Raw genomic sequence first — 22,311 nt, 5'->3', positions numbered from 1 at the left:
CGGTGTTTCCCGTCAGGACACGATTCGGACAAGCGGCGCCGATCATGCCCTGCCGCGACGAACGCGCCTTTCAGCTCACCGACTTGGCGGCAGCGCGGCCCGCCGCCCGCCCCGAGAAGAGGCAGCCGCCGAGGAACGTGCCTTCGAGCGAACGGTAGCCGTGCACTCCCCCGCCGCCGAACCCGGCGGCCTCCCCCGCCGCGTACACACCGGGGAGAGGTTCGCCGCCCTGGGCCAGGACGCGCGAGGACAGGTCGGTCTCCAGGCCGCCGAGGGTCTTGCGGGTGAGGATGTTGAGCCGCACCGCGACGAGCGGGCCCGCCTTGGGGTCGAGGATGCGGTGCGGGGCGACGGCCCGGATGAGCCGGTCGCCGAGGAACTTGCGGGCGCCGTGGATGGCGGTGACCTGGAGGTCCTTGGTGAAGGGGTTGGTGACTTCCCGGTCGCGCGCGGTGATCGTGCGCAGCAGGGCGGCCTCGTCGATGAGGGACTCCTTGGTGAGCGCGTTCATGCCGCGCACGAGCGAGGAGAGGTCCTTCTCCACGACGAAGTCGACGCCGTTGTCCATGAACGCCTTCACCGGCGCGGGCACGTCGGCGCGCGCCCGGTCGATGACGCCGCGCACGGACTTGCCGGTGAGGTCGGGGTTCTGCTCGGAGCCGCTGAGCGTGAACTCCTTGCCGATGATGCGCTGGTTGAGCACGAACCACGTGTACTCGTAGCCCGACCTCATGATGTGTTCGAGCGTGCCGAGGGTGTCGAAGCCGGGGAAGAGCGGCACGGGCAGGCGGTCGCCGCGCGCGTCGAGCCAGAGCGACGAGGGGCCCGGCAGGATGCGGATGCCGTGGTTGTCCCAGATGGGGTTCCAGTTCTGGATGCCCTCGGTGTAGTGCCACATGCGGTCGCGGTTGATCAGGCGCGCCCCGGCCTCCTCGGTGATGCCGAGCATCCGCCCGTCGACGTGCGCGGGCACACCGGCGACCATCCGCTCGGGCGGAGTGCCGAGGCGCTCGGGCCAGTTGGCACGTACGAGGTCGTGGTTGCCGCCGATGCCGCCGGAGGTGACGATCACCGCCTGGGCCCTGAACTCGAAGGTTCCGGCGACCTCGCGGCTGCTGGCCTTGCCGCGCTCGACGTCGGAGGCTTCGAGGACCTCGCCGGTGACGGTGTCGACGCTGCCCGCGCTGCGGGAGAGGCCGGAGACCCGGTGGCGGAACTTGAGCTGCACGAGGCCGCGGGCGACGCCTTCACGGACGCGGCGCTCGAAGGGGGCGACGAGGCCGGGGCCCGTGCCCCAGGTGATGTGGAAGCGGGGCACGGAGTTGCCGTGCCCCTGTGCGTCGTAGCCACCGCGCTCGGCCCAGCCCACCACGGGGAAGAACCGCACGCCCTGCTGATGGAGCCAGGACCGCTTCTCGCCCGCGGCGAAGTCGACGTACGCCTCCGCCCACTTGCGGGGCCAGTGGTCCTCGGGGCGGTCGAAGGCGGCCGTGCCCATCCAGTCCTGGAGGGCCAGGGCGTGCGAGTCCTTGATGCGGAGCCTGCGCTGCTCCGGCGAGTCGACGAAGAAGAGCCCTCCGAAGGACCAGTGCGCCTGGCCGCCGAGCGACTGCTCGGGCTCCTGGTCGATGAGGATGACCCGGCGGCCCGCGTCGACGAGTTCCGCGGTGGCCGCGAGGCCGGCGAGGCCCGCGCCGATCACGATGACGTCTGCGTCGTAGGCCATCCGGGGGTTCCTCCTAAGCAGGGGCTTACTGGTGAGTCAGATCCTGAGTAACCGCGGGGGCGGCGTCAACCATCTGGCCCGGGGAACAGCACCTGGCTTTTAATAATGGCCAGCATTATGGTGGCGTCATGGCCAGGACATCAGGACCCGAGACCCGGGAGAAGCTGATCCGCGCGGGCGAGGAGGTCTTCGCCGCGCAAGGCGTGCACGGCGCGCAGCTGCGCGACATCGTCCGGCTCGCCGGGCAGAGCAACCCCTCCGCCGTGCAGTACCACTTCGGCAGCCGGGCCGGCCTGCTCGACGCCGTCATGGCCGAGCGTCAGAGCCGCACGGAGAAGGTGCTCACCGCGGAGCTCGCACGGGCCGCGGACGGGCTCCGCGGACTCCTGGGCGCTCTCGTGGCCGCGGAGGCCGGCGAGCTGCGCACCGAGCGGGGCCGCCGCTGCCTGCGCATCTCGACCCAGCTCAGCCACGAGAGCGGCGTACGCACCCGCGTCCCGCATCCCACGCTGGACGGCACGGTCTACTGGGAGTTGATCGGACGCGTGGAGGACTGCCTCACCGCGCTGCCCGAACCAGTCCGGCTCGAACGCCTCGACCTCGCCCTCACCCTCGTCGGCGCCGCCATGGCCGACCGCGCCGGCCAGTACCTGGCGGGCACCACCCCCCTGACCGACGAGGGACTCTTCCTCGCCGACCTCGTAGAGACCACCACGGCCCTGCTGCGGGCCCCAGCCCCACGGAGAGAACCATGAGCCAGGCGCACGACCTCACCGGCAAGACCATCGTCATCACCGGCGCCGCCCGCGGCCTCGGCGCCGAGGCCGCCCGCCAGGCGGTCGCCGCGGGCGCGAACGTCGTCCTCACCGACGTGCTCGACGCGGAGGGCGAGAAGACCGCCGCCGAACTCGGCGGGCGCGCCCGCTTCGCGCACCACGACGTGACGTCCGAGGAGGACTGGCAGCGCGTCGTGGAGCTCGCGGTCGCCGAGTTCGGCGGGGTGCACGGCCTGGTCAACAACGCCGGTATATCCACGGGCCAGTTCCTGGAGTCGGAGTCGGTCGAGAACTTCCGCAAGGTCCTCGACATCAACCTCACCGGCGTCTTCATCGGCATGAAGAGCGTCATTCCGGCCATGAAGGAGTCCGGCGGCGGCTCCATCGTGAACATCTCCTCCGCGGCCGGGCTCATGGGCCTCGCGCTGACCGCCGGCTACGGCGCGTCCAAGTGGGGCGTCCGCGGCCTCACCAAGATCGGCGCCGTGGAGCTCGGCACCGCCCGCATCCGCGTCAACTCCGTCCACCCGGGCATGACGCACACCCCGATGACCGCTCAGCTGGGCATCGAGAAGGGCGAGGGCAAGTACCCCAACACCCCGATGGGCCGGGTCGGCGAGCCGCACGAGATCGCGGGCGCCATGGTCTTCCTGCTCTCGGACGCCGCGTCGTACGTGACCGGTGCCGAGCTCGCCGTCGACGGCGGCTGGACCGCGGGACCCACCGTGAAGTACGTCATGGGGAGTTGAGGTTGGATGGTCGGCATGACGACGAACAGCCGCCCCGTGCCCGACCCCAGCGAAGAGATCCTGTCCATCGTCGACGAGAACGACGAGGTCGTCGGCGAGGCCCCGCGCGGTGAGGTGTACGCGCGGGGCCTGCGCCACCGCTGCGTGTTCATCCAGGCGCGGGACGCCGACGGCCGCGTCTTCGTGCACCGGCGCACGCCGACCAAGCTGGTCTTCCCGTCCCTGTACGACATGTTCGTCGGCGGTGTCGTCGGGGCGGGCGAATCCTACGACGACGCCGCCCTGCGCGAGGCCGAGGAGGAGCTCGGGGTCCATGGACTCCCGCGCCCCACACCGCTGTTCAAGTTCCTTTACGAGGACGGCGCGGGCCACAGCTGGTGGTCGTACCTCTACGAAGTGCGCTGCGACCTGCCCGTGGACCCGCAGGTCGAGGAGGTCGCCTGGCACTCCTTCCTCACCGACGCCGAGCTGACGCAGCGGCTCGGCGAGTGGGCGTGGGTGCCGGACGGCCTCGCCGCGTACGAACGGCTGCGGGAGTTCCGTGCGGGTTAGAGCCGGCTGGGGCCTGTCGTCCCACTCCCGTCTGCCGCGCGACGCCATGCACGCACTCTCGCCGCACCTGACGCCGCGCGGCCCGCCCTCCGGGCGGACGACGGGAGTGGGACGACAGGCCCTAAGGTGCGGCGAGTGAGCAACTTCGTACAGAGCCTGCGCCTGTGGTTCGCGCCCGAGCGGATCCGGGACGAGGGCGACACCCCCGACTACCGCTTCTCGCTCGCCAACGAACGCACCTTCCTCGCCTGGCTGCGCACCGCGCTCGCCCTCATCGGCGGCGGTTTCGCGGTGGACCAGTTCCTGCCCGACCTGCGCTGGGGCTGGCGCATCGGGCTCGCGCTCGCCCTGCTCGCCGCGGGGGTGCTCAGCTCGCTGCGCGCGGTCAACCACTGGGTGCGCTGCGAGCGGGCCATGCGGCGGAACGAGGACCTGCCCGTCTCGCGCTTCCCGACCGTCCTGAGCCTGGCCGTCGCGGTCGTGGCCCTTGCCATGGTCGTCGTCGTGCTCTTCGGGTGGGAAGGGTGACCGACCGGGACGCGGTGCGGGTCCCGGAGCGCGATCCGGGGCTCCAGCCGGAGCGCACACGGCTCGCGTGGCGGCGTACGACGCTGTCCTGCACCGTCGCGGCGGTCCTCGCGGCGCGGGCCGCTCTCCAGGAGGGGACCACCGCGGTGTCCGTCATCGCGTGCGCCCTCTGCCTGCTCCTGTGGCTGGGCTTCCTGGGCGTGGCGCACCGCAGGATGACCGAGCTCGCCGCCACCGCCAGGCCGCTGCGGCTTCCGGCGCGGGCGGCGGCGACGGCCGCGCTGTGCACGATGGCACTCGCGGCGTGCGCGGCGGCCATGGTGTTCTGACCACGCGGGCCGGGCGCGCCCTCAGTGCCTGGAAGGCCCGTCCTCCGCCGTCCAGTCCACCGTCACGACGATCTTGCCCCGCGTTCTTCCCTCCGCGCTGAGGCGGTAGGCGTCCGCCGCGCGCTCCAGCGGGAACGTCTCGGAGACGTGGACCGTCACGACGTCCTGTTCCACGAGCTCCGTCAGGCGCTGCAGGTCGGCGGCGTCGGGACGGACGAAGCAGTACTGGCCGCCGAGTCCGATCACGGTGCCGTCCGCGATCGACGCGAGACGGCCGCCGGGCGCGAGGAGTTCGGCGGACACCTTGAGGGTGTCGCCGCCGATCGTGTCGAAGGCGGCGTCCACGCCCTCCGCCGCCAGGGCCCGCACGCGTTCGGCCAGACCGTCGCCGTAGGTGACCGGTTCCGCGCCCAGTTCGCGCAGGAAGTCGTGGTTGCGCTCGCTCGCCGTGCCGATGACGCGGGCGCCCGCGTGCCGGGCCAGCTGGACGGCGATCACACCGACGCCGCCGGCCGCCGCGTGCACGAGGACGACGTCGCCCTCCGTGACGTCGAGGGTCTTGGTGATCACCTGGTAGGCGGTGAGCCCGGCGAGCGGCAGGCCGGAGGCCTCCTCGAAGGTGAGGTTCCGCGGCTTGCGCGCGAGCGTGCGGACGGGGGCCGCGACGTACTCGGCGAAGGTGCCGCGCGAGAGGAAGTCCTCGCGCACATAGCCGATGACCTCGTCCCCCACCGAGTACTCCGGCACGGCGACGCCGGGCTGCACGACGACACCCGCGACGTCCCAGCCCGGGATCACCGGGTACACGGGGTCGAGGACGGCGTCGAGGTGACCGCCCATGCACTTCCAGTCGACGGGGTTCACCGAAGCGGCGCGGACCTTCACCAGGACGGAGTCGGGGCCGACCTTGGGGTCGCGGACATCGCCGTACTCGAGGACCTCGGGGCCGCCGTACTGTCGGTAGCTGATCGCCTTCATGGGTTCTCCGGTGATCCTCCAGTGGTGGAAATATCAACAAGGCTTCCATATCCCCACCAAACGGGCATCGAGTACTAGCCTGAGAGGGTCACCCCCTCACACAGAAGGTGCACGCACCATGAGCACGCTCCACCACGAACACCCCGTCCACGAGCACATCCACGGCCCGGCCTGCGGCCACCCGGAGGTGCCGCACGGCGACCACGTCGACTACGCGCACGACGGCCACATGCACCGCCTGCACTCCGGCCACTGGGACGAGTGCGAGCCCGACGAGCACTCCGTCCACGAGGGGCACGACCACCGGCACGGCGAGGGCTGCGGGCACAGCTCGGTGCTGCACGGCGACCACGTCGACTACATCCACGACGGCCACCGGCACGCGGCGCACGACGGCCACTGGGACGACCACTGAGGCCCACCGGGGCCGAGCAGCTCGACCGACTTCCCCCGCGCGGACGCCAACTGGCAGTCTGTGGCGGGGGATCGGCATGTCCGGGGGGCTGAACGCCGCCGCGATCCTGATCACGTTCCCCCTGCGCTCTGGACTACATACCGACTGGTCGGCATCATGAACGTCAGCGCGACGCATGCGCGGCCTTTCGACGACGACCGTCCGACCAGGAGCGAAGATGAGCTCAGACCATCCACCAGGCCTCGACCTCGACCAGTTGCGCGGCCATCTGGACCGCGAGCGGCCGGGCCTCGTGGGCGGACCGCTCACCGCCCGACTGATCGAGGGCGGCCGGTCGAACCTCACGTACGCCGTCACGGACGGCACCACGCGCTGGGTCGTACGGCGGCCGCCGCTCGGGCACGTACTCGCCACCGCGCACGACATGAAGCGCGAGCACCGGGTGATCAGCGCGCTCCACGGCACCGACGTGCCGGTGCCGGCGCCACTGCTGCTCTGCGAGGACGACGCCGTGATCGGTGCGCCGTTCTACGTCATGGAGTTCGTGGACGGCACCCCGTACCGCACCGCGGAGGAGCTGGCGCCGCTGGGCGCCGAGCGCACCCGCGCCGCGGTGCTCGGGCTCGTCGACACCCTCGTCGACCTGCACTCCGTGGACCCCGAAGCGGTCGGCCTCGGTGACTTCGGGCGGCCGGACGGCTTCCTCGACCGGCAGCTGCGACGCTGGGGCAAGCAGCTGGACGCCTCACGCAACCGCGACCTGGCGGGGATCGACGAGCTCCACGCCGCCCTGGGGCGGCAGCTGCCCGCCTCGCCCGCGGCCACCGTCGTACACGGCGACTACCGGCTCGACAACGTCCTGATCGGCGATGACGACCAGATCAAGGCGATCCTCGACTGGGAGATGTCCACCCTCGGCGATCCGCTCACCGACCTGGGTCTGCTCGTCATGTACAGCACGAAGCTCCAGCTGCCGGACTCCCCCATCAGCACCACGGCGGGCGCGGCCGGCCACCCGGACGCCGCCGAACTGATCGAGCGGTACGCAGCGCGCTCGGGGCGCGACGTCTCCGCGGTCTCCTGGTACACGGCGTTCGCGTGGTTCAAGCTCGCCGTGATCCTGGAGGGCATCCACTACCGGTACACGCTCGGCCAGACGGTCGGCGCGGGCTTCGACCGCATCGGGGAGCTGGTCCCCGTCTTCATCGAGCACGGCCTCACCACCCTCCAAGGACGACAGGAAGGCTGAGACAGCCATGGACTTCGCATTCGACGCCCGGACCGAGGAGCTGCGCACCAGGCTCCTCACCTTCATGGACGAGCACGTCTACCCGGCGGAGAAGACCGCCGAGGAACAGCGCGCCCTCCTCGCGTCGCCCTGGGACACCCCGGCGATCGTCGGCGAACTGAAGGCCGAGGCCCGCAAGCAGGGGCTGTGGAACCTCTTCCTGCCGGACGCCGAGCACGGCGCGGGGCTGACCAACCTCCAGTACGCCCCGCTCGCCGAAATCACCGGCCGCTCCCCGCACTTGGCGCCCACCGCGCTGAACTGCGCCGCACCGGACACCGGCAACATGGAGGTCCTGGCCCAGTTCGGCGATGACGAGCAGAAGAAGCGGTGGCTGGAGCCCCTGCTCGCCGGTGAGATCCGCTCGGCGTTCGCGATGACCGAGCCGGAGGTGGCCTCGTCCGACGCCACGAACATCACCACGCTCATCGAGCGGGATGGTGGGGGCACCTCCCGCTCGAGCGGAGCCGAGAATGGGGGAGAGTACGTCATCACCGGCCGCAAGTGGTACATCTCCGGGGCGATGAACCCCGACTGCCAGATCTTCATCCTGATGGGCAAGACGGACCCCGAGAACGCCGACCCGCGCCGCCAGCAGTCCATGGTGCTCGTGCCGCGTGACACCCCCGGTGTCGAGGTGCGGCGCGCCATGCAGGTGTACGGCTACGAGGACCACTCCCACGGCGGACACGCCGAGGTCGTCTTCGACCGGGTGCGGGTCCCCGTCAGCAATCTGATCGGCGAGGAGGGCGGTGGCTTCGCCATCGCCCAGGCGCGCCTGGGTCCTGGCCGCATCCACCACTGCATGCGCCTGATCGGCATGGCCGAGCGTGCCATCGAGCTGATGTGTCAGCGGGCCGTGGCGCGTACGGCCTTCGGCAAGCCGCTCGCCCAGCAGGGCGTCGTCCAGGAGTGGATCGCGGACGCGCGCGTGGCGGTGGAGCAGCTGCGGCTCCTCGTCCTGAAGACCGCGTGGCTGATGGACACCGTGGGCAACAAGGGCGCGCACACGGAGATCCAGTCCATCAAGATCGCCACCCCGCGCACGGTGGTCGACATCCTCGACCAGGCCGTCCAGCTCCATGGCGCCGGGGGTGTGAGCCAGGACTTCCCGCTGGCGGAGCTGTGGGCGGCTGCTCGTACGCTGCGCTTGGCAGACGGGCCGGATGAGGTGCACCAGCGGTCGCTGGCGCGGCGGGAGCTGAAGAAGTACCTGTAGGGACCCTGCCGGGGGCCGTGCGTCGCTGCGGGTTCGTCGTGGTTGCTCGCGCAGTTCCCCGCGGCCCCTTCGGGGCGCTCGTGCTACGGCCGCAGCGCTCTCAGCAGCAGGTCCGCCAAGTGGTCGGCGACCTGCTGCGGGGTGAGCGGGCCGTTCGGGCGGTACCAGGTGGACAGGTGGTGGACCGAGCCGAAGTGGTAGTCCACCACCAGGTCCGCCGGGGTCGCCTTGGAGAAGACGCCGGCCTCCTGGCCCTCCTCGATCAGCGCGCGGAACCGCTCGTGGTAGCGGCGGCGCTCGGAACGCACCTGCTTGTTCTTCTCCGGGCTCAGGTGGTGCATGGACCGGAAGAAGATCGAGGCGTCGTCGAGGTTGTCGATCGTCGTCACGACCACGTCCGCCGCCGCGTCCCGCACCCGCTGCTCGACGGGGGCGTCGGCGTCCGCGAAGGCGTCGAGGCGCTCCTGCTGCACGCGCAGGACGCGTGCGTACACCTCGTGCAGGAGATCGTCCTTGGATCCGAAGTAGTGGTAGAGCGCGCCCTTGGTGACGCCTGCCGACTCCACGATCTCCTGCACCGATGTGCGGTCGTAGCCGCGGTCGGCGAAGAGCCGCGTGGCGGCGGCGAGCAGCCGCTGAGGGACGGGCGTGCCGTCACCGTCCGTCGTCCTGGCCACTGCCGCCACCTGCCTTTCGAGTTTGGCTAGCTCTCGTCCTTGCGAGAGCCCGCTTCGTTGTGGGAACGCAGTTCCCGCCGGAGGATCTTCCCACTTGTGGTCTTCGGCAGTTCCGGCAGGATCTCGACCGCGCGCGGGTACTTGTAGGCGGCGAGCCGCTCCTTGCAGTACGCGGCAAGATCGTCCGGTGCCGCGTCGGCGCCCGGCCGCAGGCTGACGAAGGCCTTGACCGTTTCGCCCCGGTAGCTGTCCGGGACGCCGATCACGGCCGCCTCACGCACGGCTGCGTGACTGTAGAGGACATCCTCCACCTCGCGCGGCCAGACCTTGAAACCGGACGCGTTGATCATGTCCTTCTTGCGGTCGACCACGTAGAGCCAGCCCTGGGCGTCCATGAAGCCGATGTCGCCCGTGCGCAGTTCCCCGTCGGGGAAGGCCTCGTCCGTGGCGTCGGGGCGCTTCCAGTAGCCGGGCACGACCTGCGGGCCGCGCACGGTGATCTCGCCCTGTTCACCGAAGGGGACCTCCGCGCCGTGGTCGTCGACGATCCGTACGACCGTCTCAGGGCCGGGGACTCCGACGGCCAGCGTGCCGGAGACCGGGTCGACCGGCGCCTCCTGGCCCGGCGGCACGGAGGCACAGGGGGCGGTGCACTCGGTGAGGCCGTAGCCGTTGTGGATGTACGGGCCGAAGCCCTCCCGGAACTTCTCCACCAGGGCCGGCGGCAGCGGCGCGCCTCCCGAGGAGATCATCGCGAAGGAGTCGAAGTGCTCCCGCGTGACGGAGGGATGGGCGGCGAGCGCCATGAAGGCCGTGGACGGACCCACGGTGTACGCCGGCTTGTGCTCGGCGAAGGCATCAAGGACGACCCCGGCCTCGAAGCGGTACGCGAGCGCGAGCGTGCCCGCGTTGGTCAGACAGGCCGCGACCTGCGCGACCATGCCCGTGATGTGGAAGAGCGGCGCCATCGCGAAGTAGCAAGCGCCTTCCGGGATGCCGGAGCCCGTGCGCTGCCGCTCCGCGTTGTAGGTGATGTTGCCGTGGGTGTTCATGGCGCCCTTGGGGGTGCCGCTCGTGCCCGACGTGTAGCTGATCAACGCGATGTCGGACGGACCGAGCTGCCGGTCTCCGGGGGCCGGGAGCCCCTGCCGGGCGACGGCCACCAGGTCCTCGGCGTCGGCGGCCTGCGGGAGGCGCTCGAAGTCGAGGACACGCGCGTCGTTCCGGGTCTGCAGGTCGAGCTGGCAGGCGGTGAGCACGATGCGTACGGGAGAGGCGGCGGCCGTCTCGCGCAGATACGTCTCCCAGGCGCGGTCCGAGCAGATCAGCGCGGTCACGTCGGCGTCGTGGAGGACGTGCCTGACCTCCGCCGACTTGTACATGGGGTTCACCGGCACGACCGTGGCGCCCGCCTTCCACGCGCCGAGCAGCGTGATGACAAAGTGCGGGGTGTTCTGCAGGAGGATCGCCACCCGGTCGCCGCGCGCGAGGCCGCGCGCGGCCAGGTGTCCGGCGACGGAGTCGGTGAGGGCGTCCACCTCGCGGTAGCTCAGGCGCCCGTCGAAGTAGGCGAGGGCCGTGTGCTCGGGGGCCCTGAGCACCGAGGCGCGGAAGGCGTGCACGACGGACGCGGCGGGTTCGACGGGGCCGCGCTGGGCCTCGGTGAGGCGGCCGAGCCAGGGCTTGGCGGCATATATGGACGCACCGGCGGCCACGTCGGACGCATGGGGGGTCGCGTCGCTCACCGGTCCGTCGCCTCCCACTTCTGCTGGATGTGGTTCATGCCGGTGAGCCACTTGTCGGGCTCGGCGGCGCGGATGCGGTAGTACTCGGCGACCTCGGGGTGCGGCAGGATCAGGAAGCGGCCCTCTTCCATCCCGGCGAAGAGCGCGTCCGCGACGTCGTCCGGCTCGATCGCGGTGGGGGTGAGCACGAGGTCGCCCGCGGTGCCGGTGGCGGCGAGCATGTCGGTGCGCACGCCCTGCGGACAGATCGCGTGGACGTCGATCCCGCGGTGCCGGTAGGTCAGCGAGAGCCACTCGGCGAAGGCGTACGCGCCGTGCTTGGTGACGCTGTAGGGCGCGGCGCCGATCATGGTGAGCAGCCCGGCCGCCGAGACGGTGGAGACGAAGCGGCCGCTGCCGCGCTCCAGCCACTCGGGGAGCAGCGCGTGCGCCGCGCGGACGTGGGCCATGACGTTGACGTCCCAGGCCGTGGCCCAGACCTCCTCGGGCGCGGCCTCCGAGCCGCCGGAGCCGAGGCCCGCGTTGGCGCAGTACACGTCGACGGTGCCGCTCAGGGCCTCTCTGGCCTCCGGCACGATCGTGGACGCGTCTCCGGCCACGGCGACGGCACCGATCTCGTCGGCCACCGCCTTCGCCTTGGCCGCGTCCAGGTCGTTGACCACGACGCGCGCCCCGGCGGCGGCGAACCGGCGGGCCAGCGCGGCCCCGATTCCGCCTCCGGCACCGGTGACGACAACTCCCTTGTCCTGCAGGGTCTCCACGATCAGTCTCCTTCGACTGCGGCTCCGCTGTGGTCGCAGACTAACCAGTCGGTATGTACGGATGGAAGGGGGCCGGGCTGCCAGGTTCGTTCCCCGGCGGAGGTACGCGCGCTAGCGTGCGTGGCCATGACAGCCACCGCGCTCACGGAGGTCTCTGCATGAACCTGTCCCGCCGCAGTCTGTCCAGACGGGGCCTGCTGGCCGCCACCACCGCCACGGCCCTCACATCGGCGGCCCCCGCGTCCGCCGCGGGAGGCGGGGGCGGATCGGGTGGCGGCCGGCGGCTGCGCACCGGATTCGAGCGCCTGGCCGCCGACGGGTACGCGCTCCTGGACGGCGAGCGGGTCGGCGTCGTCACCAACCCGACCGGCGTCACCCGGGACGTACGCCACATCGTCGACGTCATGCACGCGGACGAGCGCGTGAACCTGGTCGCGGTGTTCGGCCCCGAGCACGGCTTCCGGGGCACGGCGCAGGCGGGCGGCTCGGAAGGGCGCTACGACGATCCGGCGACCGGGCTCCCCGTCTACGACACGTACCAGAAGAGCGGCAAGGCACTGGCCGACATCTTCACGGCTTCCCGGGTCGACACGATCGTCTTCGACATCCAGGACGCGGGGGCGCGCTTCTACACGTACATCTGGACGCTCTTCGACTGCATGGAGTCGGCCGAACTCGCGGGCAAGCGGTTCGTCGTCCTGGACCGGCCGAATCCGGTGACGGGGCGCGGCGCCTACGGGCCCGTCCTGCACAAGGAGTTCGCGACGTTCGTCGGACGGCAGCCGATCTCGCAGGCGCACGGGATGACGGTGACGGAGCTGGCGCTGCTGTTCAACGGCGAGTTCCTGGAGCGCCCCGCCGAGCTGGAGACCGTACGGATGACGGGGTGGAAGCGCTCGGACTTCTACGACGCCTCCGGGCTGCCCTGGGTGCCGCCGAGCCCGAACATGCCCACGCCCGAGACCGCCCTGGTCTACAGCGGCACCTGCCTCTTCGAGGGCACGAACCTCTCCGAGGGGCGCGGCACGACCCGCCCCTTCGAGCTGCTGGGCGCGGAGGGCATCGACCGGAAGTGGGCGGCCGCCGCCAATGACGTCGGCCTGCGCGGCGTGCACTTCCGGGAGGCCTACTTCGCGCCGACGTTCTCCAAGTTCCAGGGCAAGACGATCGGCGGGGTCCAGCTCCATGTGCACGACCGGAAGGCGTACGACCCGGTGCGCACCGGCATCGCGCTCCTGGTGACCGCCAAGAAGGCCTGGAGCGGCTTCGCCTGGCGGCCCGACAACTGGATCGACAAGCTGACGGGCTCGACGAAGGTCCGCACCATGATCGACGCGGGGGCGGACACGGACGAGGTGGTGGCCGCCTGGCAGGACGATCTCGCGCGGTTCCGTGCGGTGCGCAAGCGGTATCTGCACTACCGGTAGGCGCCCGAAGGGGCGGGGGGCTGTGACACATGCGGCTCCGCCGCGCGGGCGCGACCAGCCACGACGCACCCGCGGGTAGGGCAGGCCCCACTGGCGGAAGGGTGCCTGCCGGATGGCAGACGCCCCTGGCCGAGCAGGATCGTGATCCTCAACTCCGTGAGACCGAGTTGAGGAGATCTTGCATGGCTCGCACAGCACGGCGCACAGTGCCACTCGCGCTGATCGGCACACTCGGCCTCGGGGTGCTCGTCGCACCCCAGGCCGCCCGCGCGGCACCCGGAACCGTTGATCCGCTACCCGCGATCGAACGCGCGGTCCACCCTCTGCGCTCGACCGATCCGGGCGGCTCCACGAAGGATCTGCGGCCGATGGGCCGGATGGTGGGTGACGCTTCGGTGGTGGGCCTGGGTGAGGCCACTCACGGTTCGCACGAGTTCTTCACGATGAAGGACCGCGTTTTCCGCTATCTCGTGGAGGAGAAGGGGTTCACGACCTTCGCCCAGGAGGTCAGCTGGACGACGGGGCTGCGCTTCGACGCGTACGTGCGCGGGGGCGAGGGGGACGTGCGCGAGCTCGTCCACAAGGAACTGGCGAAGACGCCCTGGGACACCGAGGAGTACGTCGAGCTCCTGACCTGGATGCGCGCGTACAACGACAAGAATCCGCACCACCAGGTACGTTTCATGGGCAACGACCTCAACTACCCGGAGATCGGGGCCGAGTTGTTCGACGGGGTGGAGGACTACGTCCGGGCGCACGAGCCCGAGCTGCTGCCCAGGATCACCGAGCTGTACGCGCCGATCCGCCGCCTCACGGACGGGGACACGTACCTGGGCAGGCCGCTCGAGGAGCGGAAGAAGCTGGCCGGGAAGGCGCGGGAGGCGTTGAACCTGCTGAAGGGGCTCCGACCCACCTCCCCCGAGCGGAAGTTCACCCTTGCTCTGCACCACGCCCGGTCCGTCTCGCAGACCGCCACGATCTACGCCTTCGACCTGGAGTCTCCCGACGGGATCAAGGACGGCATGCTCTACCGCGACCGCCTCATGGCTCAGAACACCGCCTGGTGGCAGCGGCACACCGGCGAGAAGGTTCTCCTGTCGGCCCACAACGCCCATGTGGGGTACGAGAGTTACGACCCCAATTACCCGAAGATGCAGGGCGCCTTCCTGCGGGACCGGCTCGGCGACCGGTACGTCAGCGTCGGGTTCACCTTCGACCGGGGCTCGCTCATGGCGCAGAGCGCGGAGTCCGAGGCATGGAAGCCGCGTTCGGTGGGCGCGGCCACGCGCGGCATGAACGAGTACACGCTCGACAAGGTGCGTCACGACGACTACTTCCTGGACATGAGGACCGCTCCGACGGCCGCCCGGAAGTGGCTGGGCAAGGCCCGGATGACCAAGAGCATCGGCACGGCCTTCCCGGACGGCCCCCACAAGATCCGCCTCGCGCCCTCGCACGACATCCTCATCCATCTGCATCGCGTCACCGCAGCTCACCGCCAGTCTCAATGACCGAGACGAGCCGTCCCAGGTATTGACTGGCTCATACATCCAACGCGACAGTGCCGGTCGTGCGGAGTGAAACGACAGCAGCAGAGAAGCAGCAGGCCCACGTCGCGGACGCGAGCCCCGAGAGCATGCGCCGCGTGGCGGTGGCGTCGTTCATCGGGACGGCCATCGAGTTCTACGACTTCTACATCTACGGCACGGCGGCGGCGCTCGTCCTGAACGAGGCGTTCTTCCCGACCCTGGACCCGGTCAACGCCACCCTCGCCTCCTTCTCCACCTACGCGGTGGCGTTCGCGGCGCGGCCCATCGGGTCAGTGATCTTCGGGCACTTCGGCGACCGGGTCGGGCGCAAGTCGGTACTCGTGGCCTCGCTGCTGCTCATGGGGCTTTCGACGGCGCTCGTCGGACTGCTCCCCGGATACGGCACGTTGGGCATCTGGGCGCCCATCCTGCTGATCCTGCTGCGCTTCCTGCAGGGCATCGGGCTCGGCGGCGAGTGGGGCGGGGCCGCGCTGCTCGCGGTGGAGCACGCGCCGAAGAAGAAGCGCGGGATGTACGCCGCCTTCCCCCAACTCGGCCCTTCCGTCGGGTTCTTCGCGGCGACCGGGGTCTTCTGGCTGCTTTCCGCCGTCCTCTCGGACGACGCGTTCCGGACCTGGGGCTGGCGCGTGCCGTTCCTGCTCTCCTTCCTGCTCGTCGGCGTCGGACTCTTCGTACGCCTGCGCATCAGCGAGACTCCGGTCTTCGCGAAGGTCATGGACGCGCAGGAGGCCAGCAAGGTCCCCACCCTCGACGTGCTGCGGCGCCATCCGCGCGAACTGCTGCTCGGCGCGGGCGGGATGATCGTCGCGTACGGCCTCTTCTACACGGCGACGACGTACTGTCTGGCCTACTCCACCGGCACCCTGGGCGTCTCCCGCGACACCATGCTCGGCCTGTCGCTGGTCGCCTGTCTCTTCCTCGCGGCCGGGACATGGCTGGCCGCCACCCGCTCCGACGGCGCGGGCCGCCGCAAGCTGGTGCTCGCCGGTGCCGGGCTCGCGGTGGTGTGGGGCCTGGTGCTCTTCCCCCTCCTGGACACCGAGCAGCCGGTCCTCATGGCGCTTGCGCTCGGCGGGGCGCTGTTCTGCATGGGTGTGGTGTACGGGCCGATGGGCGCCTATCTGCCGGAGCTGTTCGGCGCGAACGTGCGCTACTCGGGCGCCTCGCTCGCCTACAACCTGGGCGGCGTGCTCGGCGGCGCGGTCTCCCCGCTGGTGGCGACGCGGCTGCAGTCCGCGTTCGGGTCCTCGTCCGTGGGCTGGTACGTGAGCGCGATGGCGGTCGTGTCCCTGGTGTGTGTTCTCGCGCTGCCGGAAACCCGCGAGCGTGAACTGGCATGAACCGACGGGAACTGGCGTGAGCCGGGACGCCCTCAGGGGAATTCCATAAACATATTGCCGGGCTCGTGCCGAGTGAATTCTCCACACGTCTAGACCACATACTCCGGCCACATCCGGAATGGTCAATTCACCGGCTGAGCCACCACCGTTCATTGTCCTTGGCCAATGCGTCCCAGAGCAGGTTCAACGGGTGCCCGGAATCACAGGAATCACGGTCACCCCGCCGCGTGAACACCCCCACGAGCACCTCGGTGCGCGGGCCGAGGTCGCCGACGACATCGAGCCGCCGCAGCCCCCCGGCCTCCGGGAGGCTGCCGCTCTCGGCGGCCTCCGCGATACCCCTGGTGACGAGCATCGCCCCGCTCACCACGCCCGAGCGCAGCAGCTCGAAGCCGTAGTGAGCGGCCTCTATCTCGGCGGCTATGGACAGCTGTTGGCGGTAGTCGGTGCCGTACCAGGAGGTCAGGAAGCGGCCGATGAGGCCGCCGGCCGACACCACGAGGGGCAGCTCGGGCAGTGCGCTCACGCCTACGGACGGTCCGGGGACACGGCCTTCGGGGAGGTTCGTCAGGAGCGAGAGTCCGCTGCGGCGCCACTCGATGACGTCGTACGGATCGAGCTCCGCCTCCTCCCCCTCGATGACCACGACACTGCCGCAGACCAGGTCGAGTTCCTTGGACCGCAGCTTGGCGAAGAGGTCGCCTGTGCGGACGTGGGTGACCTTCAGGTCCACGCCACGGCGTTCGTAGGCGTCGCTCACGCGCTCCACGGCGTCCAGGAGAAATCCCAGCGTGTAGCGGGTCGAGCCGACGGACAGGGTGCGGCCGAGGCGGCGGCGCGCGTCGTGCAGGCCGTCGTTCCACTGGCCGAGCGTGCGCCGCGCGAGGTCGACGAGCGCCTCGCCGGTGGGGGTGAACAGGACGTCCTTGCCGCGCCCCCGCTTGAGGACGAGAGCTTCTCCGCACAGTGCGCCGAACGTGCGGTTCATCGTGTCCAGCTGCTTCTGCACGCTGGACTGCTCGCGCCCGAGCCTGCGGGCAGCGGCGAGCGCCGTGCCCGTCTCGTGCACCGAGAGCAGCGTACGCAATTGATCCATCGTGGTGTCCAGCAGCTCCGTGGGGTACTGCTGCGGACCGGATAAGGCCATGTTCGGCTACTCGCTCTCCGACTCCCTTTGCATTTACGGCAATGGAGCATAGCCGTCGCGGAAACTGCCGCAGAAACTGATCCGGAGAACAGCGAAAATTATCTGGCGATTTCTTCCAGAAAAAGCTGGATGCGTTCCCGGTACCCGTGGAATGGTCGAGCCAATCCCGATCAACCCACCATCTCTGCAAGGAGACTTACGCTCGTGAGCCATTACCAGGCCGCACCCGTGCAGGCGGGCCCCCACCCCACGGGCCCCACGAGACGCGCGGTCAGGCGACCCGGCACCCTCACCGCTCTGGTGTGGGCCTCGGTCCTCTCCGCGGTCGCCGCACTCATCGGCGCGGCCCTCGTCTTCGCCGGCGGCGACGACATGGCCGAGGACAACATCAACGACGTGATCCAGGACCACCCGGACGTCGTCGGACTGCCCTCCGGAACCTCGGCGGCGGACATCAAGGCCCTGTCCGGGCCCCTCTGGGACGAGTTGATCAGCGACCGGGCAGGCACACTCGCCGCTCGGGCGGGATTCGCGGTGTTCACCGCGCTCTGCCTGCTGATATTCGCCCTCGCCGCCCGCAAGGGCGCGGCGGTCTGGGCCCGGGTGCTCATCACCGTCTCGGCCGTCGTCGCCCTGTTCCCGCACTTCCTGATCCTCGGGGACCACGAACCCGACTCCGTCGTCGTGCTGAGTCTTCTCTCGCTCCTCACGGCCGTCGCCGCGATCGTGCTGTGCTGGCTTCCGCCCGTCAACCGCTTCGCGCGGGAACGGAAGGCCGTCGGCTGACCGACGGCGCACGGACCGCATGGGGGCAGGTGTCGCCGGGGGTGGGCGTCTGTCCCCATGCGTATTTCTGTGCCGACGCGTACTGCGGGACATCTGGTCAGTACACCGGGGCCGCAGGACGATGGGCCGCGTGGAGCCCTACTGGGAACTGACCTTCGACGCCGACGGGGACGTCGACACCACGCAGCGCGACCACCTCCTCGCCGAGGTGGCCGACGAAGGCGTCACCGATCTCCTCGTCCTCGCACACGGCTGGAACAACGACCAAGACATGGCGACCGACCTCTACCGGCGGTTCTTCGCTCCGTGCAGGGACCTCGCGGGTCCGGGCGTACGCCTGGGATACGTGGGCGTGCTCTGGCCCGCCATCCGCTTCCCCGACGAGCCGATCCCGGACTTCGAGCCCTCCGTCGCCGCCACCGGGCATGGTCCGATACCGGGTGCGGGGCCCCTGCTCGACGAGCCGACCCGACTCCTCCTGGCGCAAACGTTCCCCGGCCACGACGACGAACTTCTGCGCATCGGCGCGCTGTTGGCGGATCGCTCCGAGGTGCCCTCACGCCTCTACGAGTACGGACGCCTCATCCGCAATCTGGTCGCCGTGCACCAGAACAGCGCCGCCTGGCGCTTCGCCGACGACACCTGGACGGGCCTGCCCGCCATGCTCACCGACGACGCGGTCGAGGTGTGCCAGGTGTTCGCCGCGGCGATGGAGACCACCGGGCAGCAGGAGCTCTTCGGCAGCCTGCGGGACCGGCTCTGGAACGGGGCGCACGAACTCCTGCGCCAGGCCAGCTACTACGCGATGAAACGCCGGGCGGGCTCCGTGGGCCAGCTGGGCCTCGGTCCCACGATCGGGCTGCTCGCCCGCGAGGCCCCGAACGTACGCGTGCACCTCATCGGGCACAGCTTCGGCGCGCGGCTCGTTTCGTACGCGCTGCGCGGGATGCCGGCCTCGGTGCGCAGCGTGAAGTCCACGACACTGCTCCAAGGCGCCTTCTCGCACTACGCGTTCTCCAAGCGCCTGCCGCACGCTCCCTCGCGCGGCGGCGCCCTCAGCGGAGTACAGCGGCGGATCGACGGCCCGCTGGTGTCCTGCTACTCCCGCCACGACGACGCCCTGGGCAAGCTCTACCCCCTGGCGTCGAAGATCGCCGGGGACTCCTCGACCTTCCTCGGCCTCTGGGAGCGCTGGGGCGCCATCGGGTACGACGGCATCCGGGCGGTGGAGGGTGCCAAGCGGATCAAGCTGGGCCGGGCGATCCCCGCCAAGGGCTGCGTGAGTGTGGACGCGGCGCCGGTGGTGCGGCGCGGCGGTCCGCCCGCCGGCGCACACAGCGACATCTGCCACGAGGAACTGGCGCGTGTCGTGTTCGCCGCGGGGCGGATCGCCCTGGCCTGACTCCGGTGCCCCTAACGGTGCTTGGGGAACTCGACGACCTGCTGGTACGTGGGCCGGTTCTGCCACTGGATCGGCCCGTGCGTGATGCCGCCGAGCGCCCGGTGGATGATGGAGTCCGCGCACCACTGCTCGCCGGGCTTGCAGCTGTCGTCGCCGGGATAGACCTCGGTCGCGGGCTTGGCGACGGCCTGCGTCAGCGTGGCGAGGAGCACGTCACGGCAGGCGTCCAGCTTCCCCTCGCCGCAGTACGCGTCGCCCAACTCGCCCTCCACGGGCTGCCCGAGCACGGCCCGCAGATCCTTGTCCGCGTAGCCCCACCAGCCGTACTGGAAGGCCGATCCGGCGTGCGCCCCGGTCGGGCCGTGCCCGGCGGACGGCGACTCGTCGGTGCCGAGCTGCGACGTCAGCGCCTCGTACAGCCCCTTGCCCAGGCCCGGCTTGAACTGGGCCTCGATCAGGAGCGGCCACCAGGCGTCCATGATGCGTACGGCGTCGGGGTGCGCGTATGTCCTGGAGCCCGCCGCCGTCTGATTGCGCTGCGCACCGGCCTTGCGCCACGCCTCCAACTGCTCGAGCGCCTTGGCCTGTCGGGGATCGGTGACGGGCTTGCTCCGCGCCACCTTCAACAGTTCGGGCAGCACCTGTTCGCCGCGCAGGTCGGTGACCGCGGCCTCGGACATCGCCCGGGTCAGCGAGGCCCGCGTGACGCCGCCCTCCTCGGTGAGCTTCTTCACCCTCCCGTCGAGCAGGTCACCGCGGTGCACGGCGCTGATGCCGAAGCCCGCCGAAGTGAAGTCCTTGGCCTGCTTGTTGTTCCAGGAGATGTAGTAGTCCTGGTTGACGGACTGCGGGTGCTCGGCCGGCGGGGTCTGTGCCGAGGTGTTGTTCTCCGGGTCGAAGTCCTTCCATTCATAGGCCTGTTCACCCTTGACGGGCAGGGCGGGGTCGATGTCCTTGGCGCGCTGCGGGTTGGCCCCGCTGTTGTAGTACGCCGTGTCGCGCGAGTCGGCGTAGAACCAGTTGAAGGCGTAGCTGATGTTCTGGGCGGCCTTCATGAACGACGCGGCGTCCTTGACGTACGTCGGGTCGTTGAGCATCTGGAAGCCGACGATCGAGTCGGCCTCGTGGCGGTAGGTGGAGCGCAGTGAGACGTACGCGACGGGCTTGCCCTCGACGTCGGCGCGGTGCGTCACGATGCCGTACTTCGTGCGGAACACCTGCATGCGGTAGGAGCCCGCGGGCGTGGAGTCGGCGAGGGTCGGCTTCCAGGCGTTCTTGCGCTCCAGCTTCTCCATGGGGATGCAGGTGCCGTGGTGGCGGTAGTGGGTGGACTGCTTCGTGGGGGCGCCGCCGCCCGGTTCGCAGAGCTCGACGGCGTACGTGTCCGTGATGTCCTGCCCGGCGGAGGTGGCCGACCAGGCGTAGTCCTGGCCGCGCCCCAGCTGGACGTACATGCCGACACCCGCGAAGGAGACGCCGCGCGCGCTGATGCCGGGGCCCTGCAGCTCCTGCTGCATCAGGAGCTGGGGGGCGAAGTAGCCGGTCTGCGGGCCGAAGACGGCGACCGGGTTGCCGCCGGCGGTGTGCTTCCCGGAGACGAGGAGGGCGTTCGACATGCCCTTCTTCTGGCCGTCCCGCTTGAACAGGTCGGCGGGCAGCACCCCGTCGTCGTACATCCCCTGGAGCGGTTCGAGCTTCTTGGGCGCCTTCACCGGGTCCTTGGCCGCCTTGGCCGTGTTCTTGGCGCCGCCCTCCCGGTCGTAGACGAGTTGTTCGCGCTCGACCGAGCCGGGGTCGGGCATCGCGGTGCCGCGCGCGTTCTCCGGCTTGCCCGCGTAGGGGAAGCTCGTGCCGTCGTGGATGGTCCGCACGGCCTCGGGGTCGTTGCGGGCGCGGAAGGACTCCCAGACCTTCGTGCCCTTCTCGACGCCGTACTTCTCCTGGGACTTGAGGAGGGAGAGTGCCGACTCGACCTCTCCTCCGCCGCCATTGCCGAAGAGACCGCCGACCACGGAAGCGAGCGCGATCATGTCGGTGACCTTGAAGGGTTCGATCTCGCCGATGTTGGTGATCGCGTCGATCTTGCCGGTGAGGACGTACTCGCCGGGGAAGTAGCGGCCGTTCTTCGACTTCTTCCGGTAGGCGTTGAGCCCGTCGACGTACGCCTGGGCGTCCTCGAAGGCCTGCTTGCCTCGCTCGCCCTGCGCCTTGCCGTACTCGACCTGCTTCTCCAGGTCCTTCTCGGTGTACGGGGCCATCGGCCAGAACTGCTGCTCCAGGCCCTGGTTGGCGAGCGCGCCGCCCGCGAACGAGGTCAGTTCGCCGCGGCCGATGTGCCGGAACAGGTCGATGAGCCAGAGCCGGTCCTGCCCGGCGGCGAAGCCCGCGCCGAACTCGGTGCCGTAGCGCGTGCTGCCCTTGATGTGCGGGATCCCGTACTTCTTGTCACGGGTGATCGTCACGTCGTCGCGCGGCTTGGTGACGGAGGCGACCTGGCCCTCGCGGACGCCGAAGGACGCGTCGTTGAAGAACTCCGTCAGCTTGTCGTCGGTGAGGGACGGATAGCCCGAGGAGAGGGCGTCGTACGGCCCCAACTGGTCGTTCGCATGGGCGGGTTGCGTGCCCAGGACACGGTGGCTGAGTATCTCGGCGAGGGTGGCGTTGCCGTTCGCGCCGGGCGGCAGGACGTCCGCGCACTGCCCCTCGCAGTAGTCGGTGGCCGGTGGCGGCTCGTCGGCGGCGGCCGTCCCCGGCTGCGGCGAGAGGAGGCCCGCGGCGAGCGCGAGTGCCGCGGTGGCGGTGAGGGTTCTGAGCCGGACGATGCGTCGTCGCATGGGTGCTCCTCTGGGCTCCGCTTGTGCTCCTGTGGGAGGGAGTTGGGGCGGAGGTTACTGGCGAGTTGCCGAACCCGGAAGA

General features: G+C 70.3%; 20 protein-coding genes. 13 read left to right on the top strand and 7 right to left on the bottom strand.

Going from position 1 to position 22,311, the window contains the following annotated elements:
- Window positions 1–70: 70 nt before the first annotated feature.
- Window positions 71–1,726 (bottom strand): FAD-binding dehydrogenase, encoded by a 1,656-nt coding sequence (locus AC5P1C_RS27845; protein ID WP_493868685.1) that lies wholly within the window; start codon window positions 1,724–1,726, stop codon window positions 71–73.
- 128 nt (window positions 1,727–1,854) lie between these two features.
- On the opposite strand from AC5P1C_RS27845, the gene AC5P1C_RS27840 reads away from it, so the two are divergent.
- The 5 genes from AC5P1C_RS27840 (at window position 1,855) to AC5P1C_RS27820 (ending at window position 4,660) form a co-directional block, all read left to right on the top strand.
- A complete protein-coding gene (locus AC5P1C_RS27840) occupies window positions 1,855–2,481 on the top strand; it encodes a TetR/AcrR family transcriptional regulator (protein ID WP_493868684.1) in 627 nt (208 codons plus the stop codon).
- The gene (locus AC5P1C_RS27835) at window positions 2,478–3,251 is read left to right on the top strand and encodes a glucose 1-dehydrogenase (protein ID WP_493868683.1); all 774 of its coding nucleotides are present in this window, start codon (window positions 2,478–2,480) and stop codon (window positions 3,249–3,251) included. Before AC5P1C_RS27840 ends, AC5P1C_RS27835 begins: the two co-directional genes overlap by 4 nt.
- 15 nt (window positions 3,252–3,266) lie before the next feature.
- Entirely contained in the window at window positions 3,267–3,803 is a 537-nt protein-coding gene (locus tag AC5P1C_RS27830; RefSeq protein WP_493868682.1) for an NUDIX hydrolase, read from the top strand.
- Window positions 3,804–3,938: 135 nt separating this feature from the next.
- The gene (locus tag AC5P1C_RS27825; RefSeq protein WP_493868681.1) at window positions 3,939–4,331 is read left to right on the top strand and encodes a YidH family protein; all 393 of its coding nucleotides are present in this window, start codon (window positions 3,939–3,941) and stop codon (window positions 4,329–4,331) included.
- Entirely contained in the window at window positions 4,328–4,660 is a 333-nt protein-coding gene (locus tag AC5P1C_RS27820; protein WP_493868680.1) for a DUF202 domain-containing protein, read from the top strand. The genes AC5P1C_RS27825 and AC5P1C_RS27820 overlap by 4 nt, the downstream gene beginning before the upstream one ends.
- Window positions 4,661–4,681: 21 nt before the next feature.
- On the opposite strand, the gene AC5P1C_RS27815 is transcribed toward AC5P1C_RS27820, so the two are convergent.
- Entirely contained in the window at window positions 4,682–5,638 is a 957-nt protein-coding gene (locus tag AC5P1C_RS27815) for an NADP-dependent oxidoreductase (RefSeq protein ID WP_493868679.1), read from the bottom strand.
- A gap of 118 nt (window positions 5,639–5,756) precedes the next feature.
- On the opposite strand from AC5P1C_RS27815, the gene AC5P1C_RS27810 reads away from it, so the two are divergent.
- The 3 genes from AC5P1C_RS27810 to AC5P1C_RS27800 all read left to right on the top strand — a co-directional run bounded on the left by AC5P1C_RS27810 (window position 5,757) and on the right by AC5P1C_RS27800 (window position 8,560).
- Window positions 5,757–6,053 carry a hypothetical protein gene (locus AC5P1C_RS27810; RefSeq protein ID WP_493868678.1) on the top strand — a complete coding sequence of 99 codons (297 nt, stop codon included), beginning with the start codon at window positions 5,757–5,759 and terminating at the stop codon, window positions 6,051–6,053.
- A gap of 217 nt (window positions 6,054–6,270) precedes the next feature.
- Window positions 6,271–7,302 (top strand): phosphotransferase family protein, encoded by a 1,032-nt coding sequence (locus AC5P1C_RS27805; protein WP_493868677.1) that lies wholly within the window; start codon window positions 6,271–6,273, stop codon window positions 7,300–7,302.
- A 7-nt stretch (window positions 7,303–7,309) separates the two neighbouring features.
- Complete coding sequence (locus AC5P1C_RS27800) at window positions 7,310–8,560, top strand: acyl-CoA dehydrogenase family protein (protein ID WP_493868676.1); 1,251 nt, start codon at window positions 7,310–7,312, stop codon at window positions 8,558–8,560.
- A gap of 83 nt (window positions 8,561–8,643) precedes the next feature.
- On the opposite strand, the gene AC5P1C_RS27795 is transcribed toward AC5P1C_RS27800, so the two are convergent.
- The 3 genes from AC5P1C_RS27795 to AC5P1C_RS27785 are packed head-to-tail and all read right to left on the bottom strand — an operon-like array spanning window position 8,644 to window position 11,746.
- Entirely contained in the window at window positions 8,644–9,237 is a 594-nt protein-coding gene (locus AC5P1C_RS27795; protein WP_453399346.1) for a TetR/AcrR family transcriptional regulator, read from the bottom strand.
- A gap of 26 nt (window positions 9,238–9,263) precedes the next feature.
- Window positions 9,264–10,982, bottom strand: a complete 1,719-nt coding sequence (locus AC5P1C_RS27790) for a class I adenylate-forming enzyme family protein (RefSeq protein WP_493868675.1) — start codon at window positions 10,980–10,982, stop codon at window positions 9,264–9,266.
- The gene (locus tag AC5P1C_RS27785) at window positions 10,979–11,746 is read right to left on the bottom strand and encodes an SDR family NAD(P)-dependent oxidoreductase (protein WP_493868723.1); all 768 of its coding nucleotides are present in this window, start codon (window positions 11,744–11,746) and stop codon (window positions 10,979–10,981) included. The genes AC5P1C_RS27790 and AC5P1C_RS27785 overlap by 4 nt, the downstream gene beginning before the upstream one ends.
- Before the next feature lie 155 nt (window positions 11,747–11,901).
- On the opposite strand from AC5P1C_RS27785, the gene AC5P1C_RS27780 reads away from it, so the two are divergent.
- From AC5P1C_RS27780 to AC5P1C_RS27770, 3 genes are all read left to right on the top strand, one after another.
- Window positions 11,902–13,170, top strand: a complete 1,269-nt coding sequence (locus AC5P1C_RS27780) for an exo-beta-N-acetylmuramidase NamZ family protein (RefSeq protein ID WP_493868674.1) — start codon at window positions 11,902–11,904, stop codon at window positions 13,168–13,170.
- A 182-nt stretch (window positions 13,171–13,352) separates the two neighbouring features.
- On the top strand, window positions 13,353–14,681 hold the full coding sequence (locus AC5P1C_RS27775; protein WP_493868673.1) for an erythromycin esterase family protein: 1,329 nt from the start codon (window positions 13,353–13,355) through the stop codon (window positions 14,679–14,681).
- A gap of 125 nt (window positions 14,682–14,806) precedes the next feature.
- Window positions 14,807–16,060, top strand: coding sequence for an MFS transporter (locus AC5P1C_RS27770; protein ID WP_493868722.1), 1,254 nt, complete (start codon window positions 14,807–14,809; stop codon window positions 16,058–16,060).
- Between the two features lie 127 nt (window positions 16,061–16,187).
- On the opposite strand, the gene AC5P1C_RS27765 is transcribed toward AC5P1C_RS27770, so the two are convergent.
- Entirely contained in the window at window positions 16,188–17,207 is a 1,020-nt protein-coding gene (locus AC5P1C_RS27765) for a LysR family transcriptional regulator (protein ID WP_493868672.1), read from the bottom strand.
- A gap of 204 nt (window positions 17,208–17,411) precedes the next feature.
- Between AC5P1C_RS27765 and AC5P1C_RS27760 the strand changes: the two genes are divergently transcribed.
- Both AC5P1C_RS27760 and AC5P1C_RS27755 read left to right on the top strand, forming a co-directional pair.
- On the top strand, window positions 17,412–17,993 hold the full coding sequence (locus tag AC5P1C_RS27760; protein WP_493868671.1) for a hypothetical protein: 582 nt from the start codon (window positions 17,412–17,414) through the stop codon (window positions 17,991–17,993).
- A 130-nt stretch (window positions 17,994–18,123) separates the two neighbouring features.
- Window positions 18,124–19,395 (top strand): serine-threonine protein kinase, encoded by a 1,272-nt coding sequence (locus AC5P1C_RS27755; RefSeq protein ID WP_493868670.1) that lies wholly within the window; start codon window positions 18,124–18,126, stop codon window positions 19,393–19,395.
- A gap of 11 nt (window positions 19,396–19,406) precedes the next feature.
- Here the strand turns inward: AC5P1C_RS27755 and AC5P1C_RS27750 are convergent, their stop codons facing one another.
- The gene (locus AC5P1C_RS27750) at window positions 19,407–22,229 is read right to left on the bottom strand and encodes a penicillin acylase family protein (protein ID WP_493868669.1); all 2,823 of its coding nucleotides are present in this window, start codon (window positions 22,227–22,229) and stop codon (window positions 19,407–19,409) included.
- Between the last annotated feature and the right edge of the window lie 82 nt (window positions 22,230–22,311).

It is taken from the genome of Streptomyces sp. A18, assembly GCF_059026065.1.
This window is presented reverse-complemented; position numbering and strand designations above follow the sequence as displayed.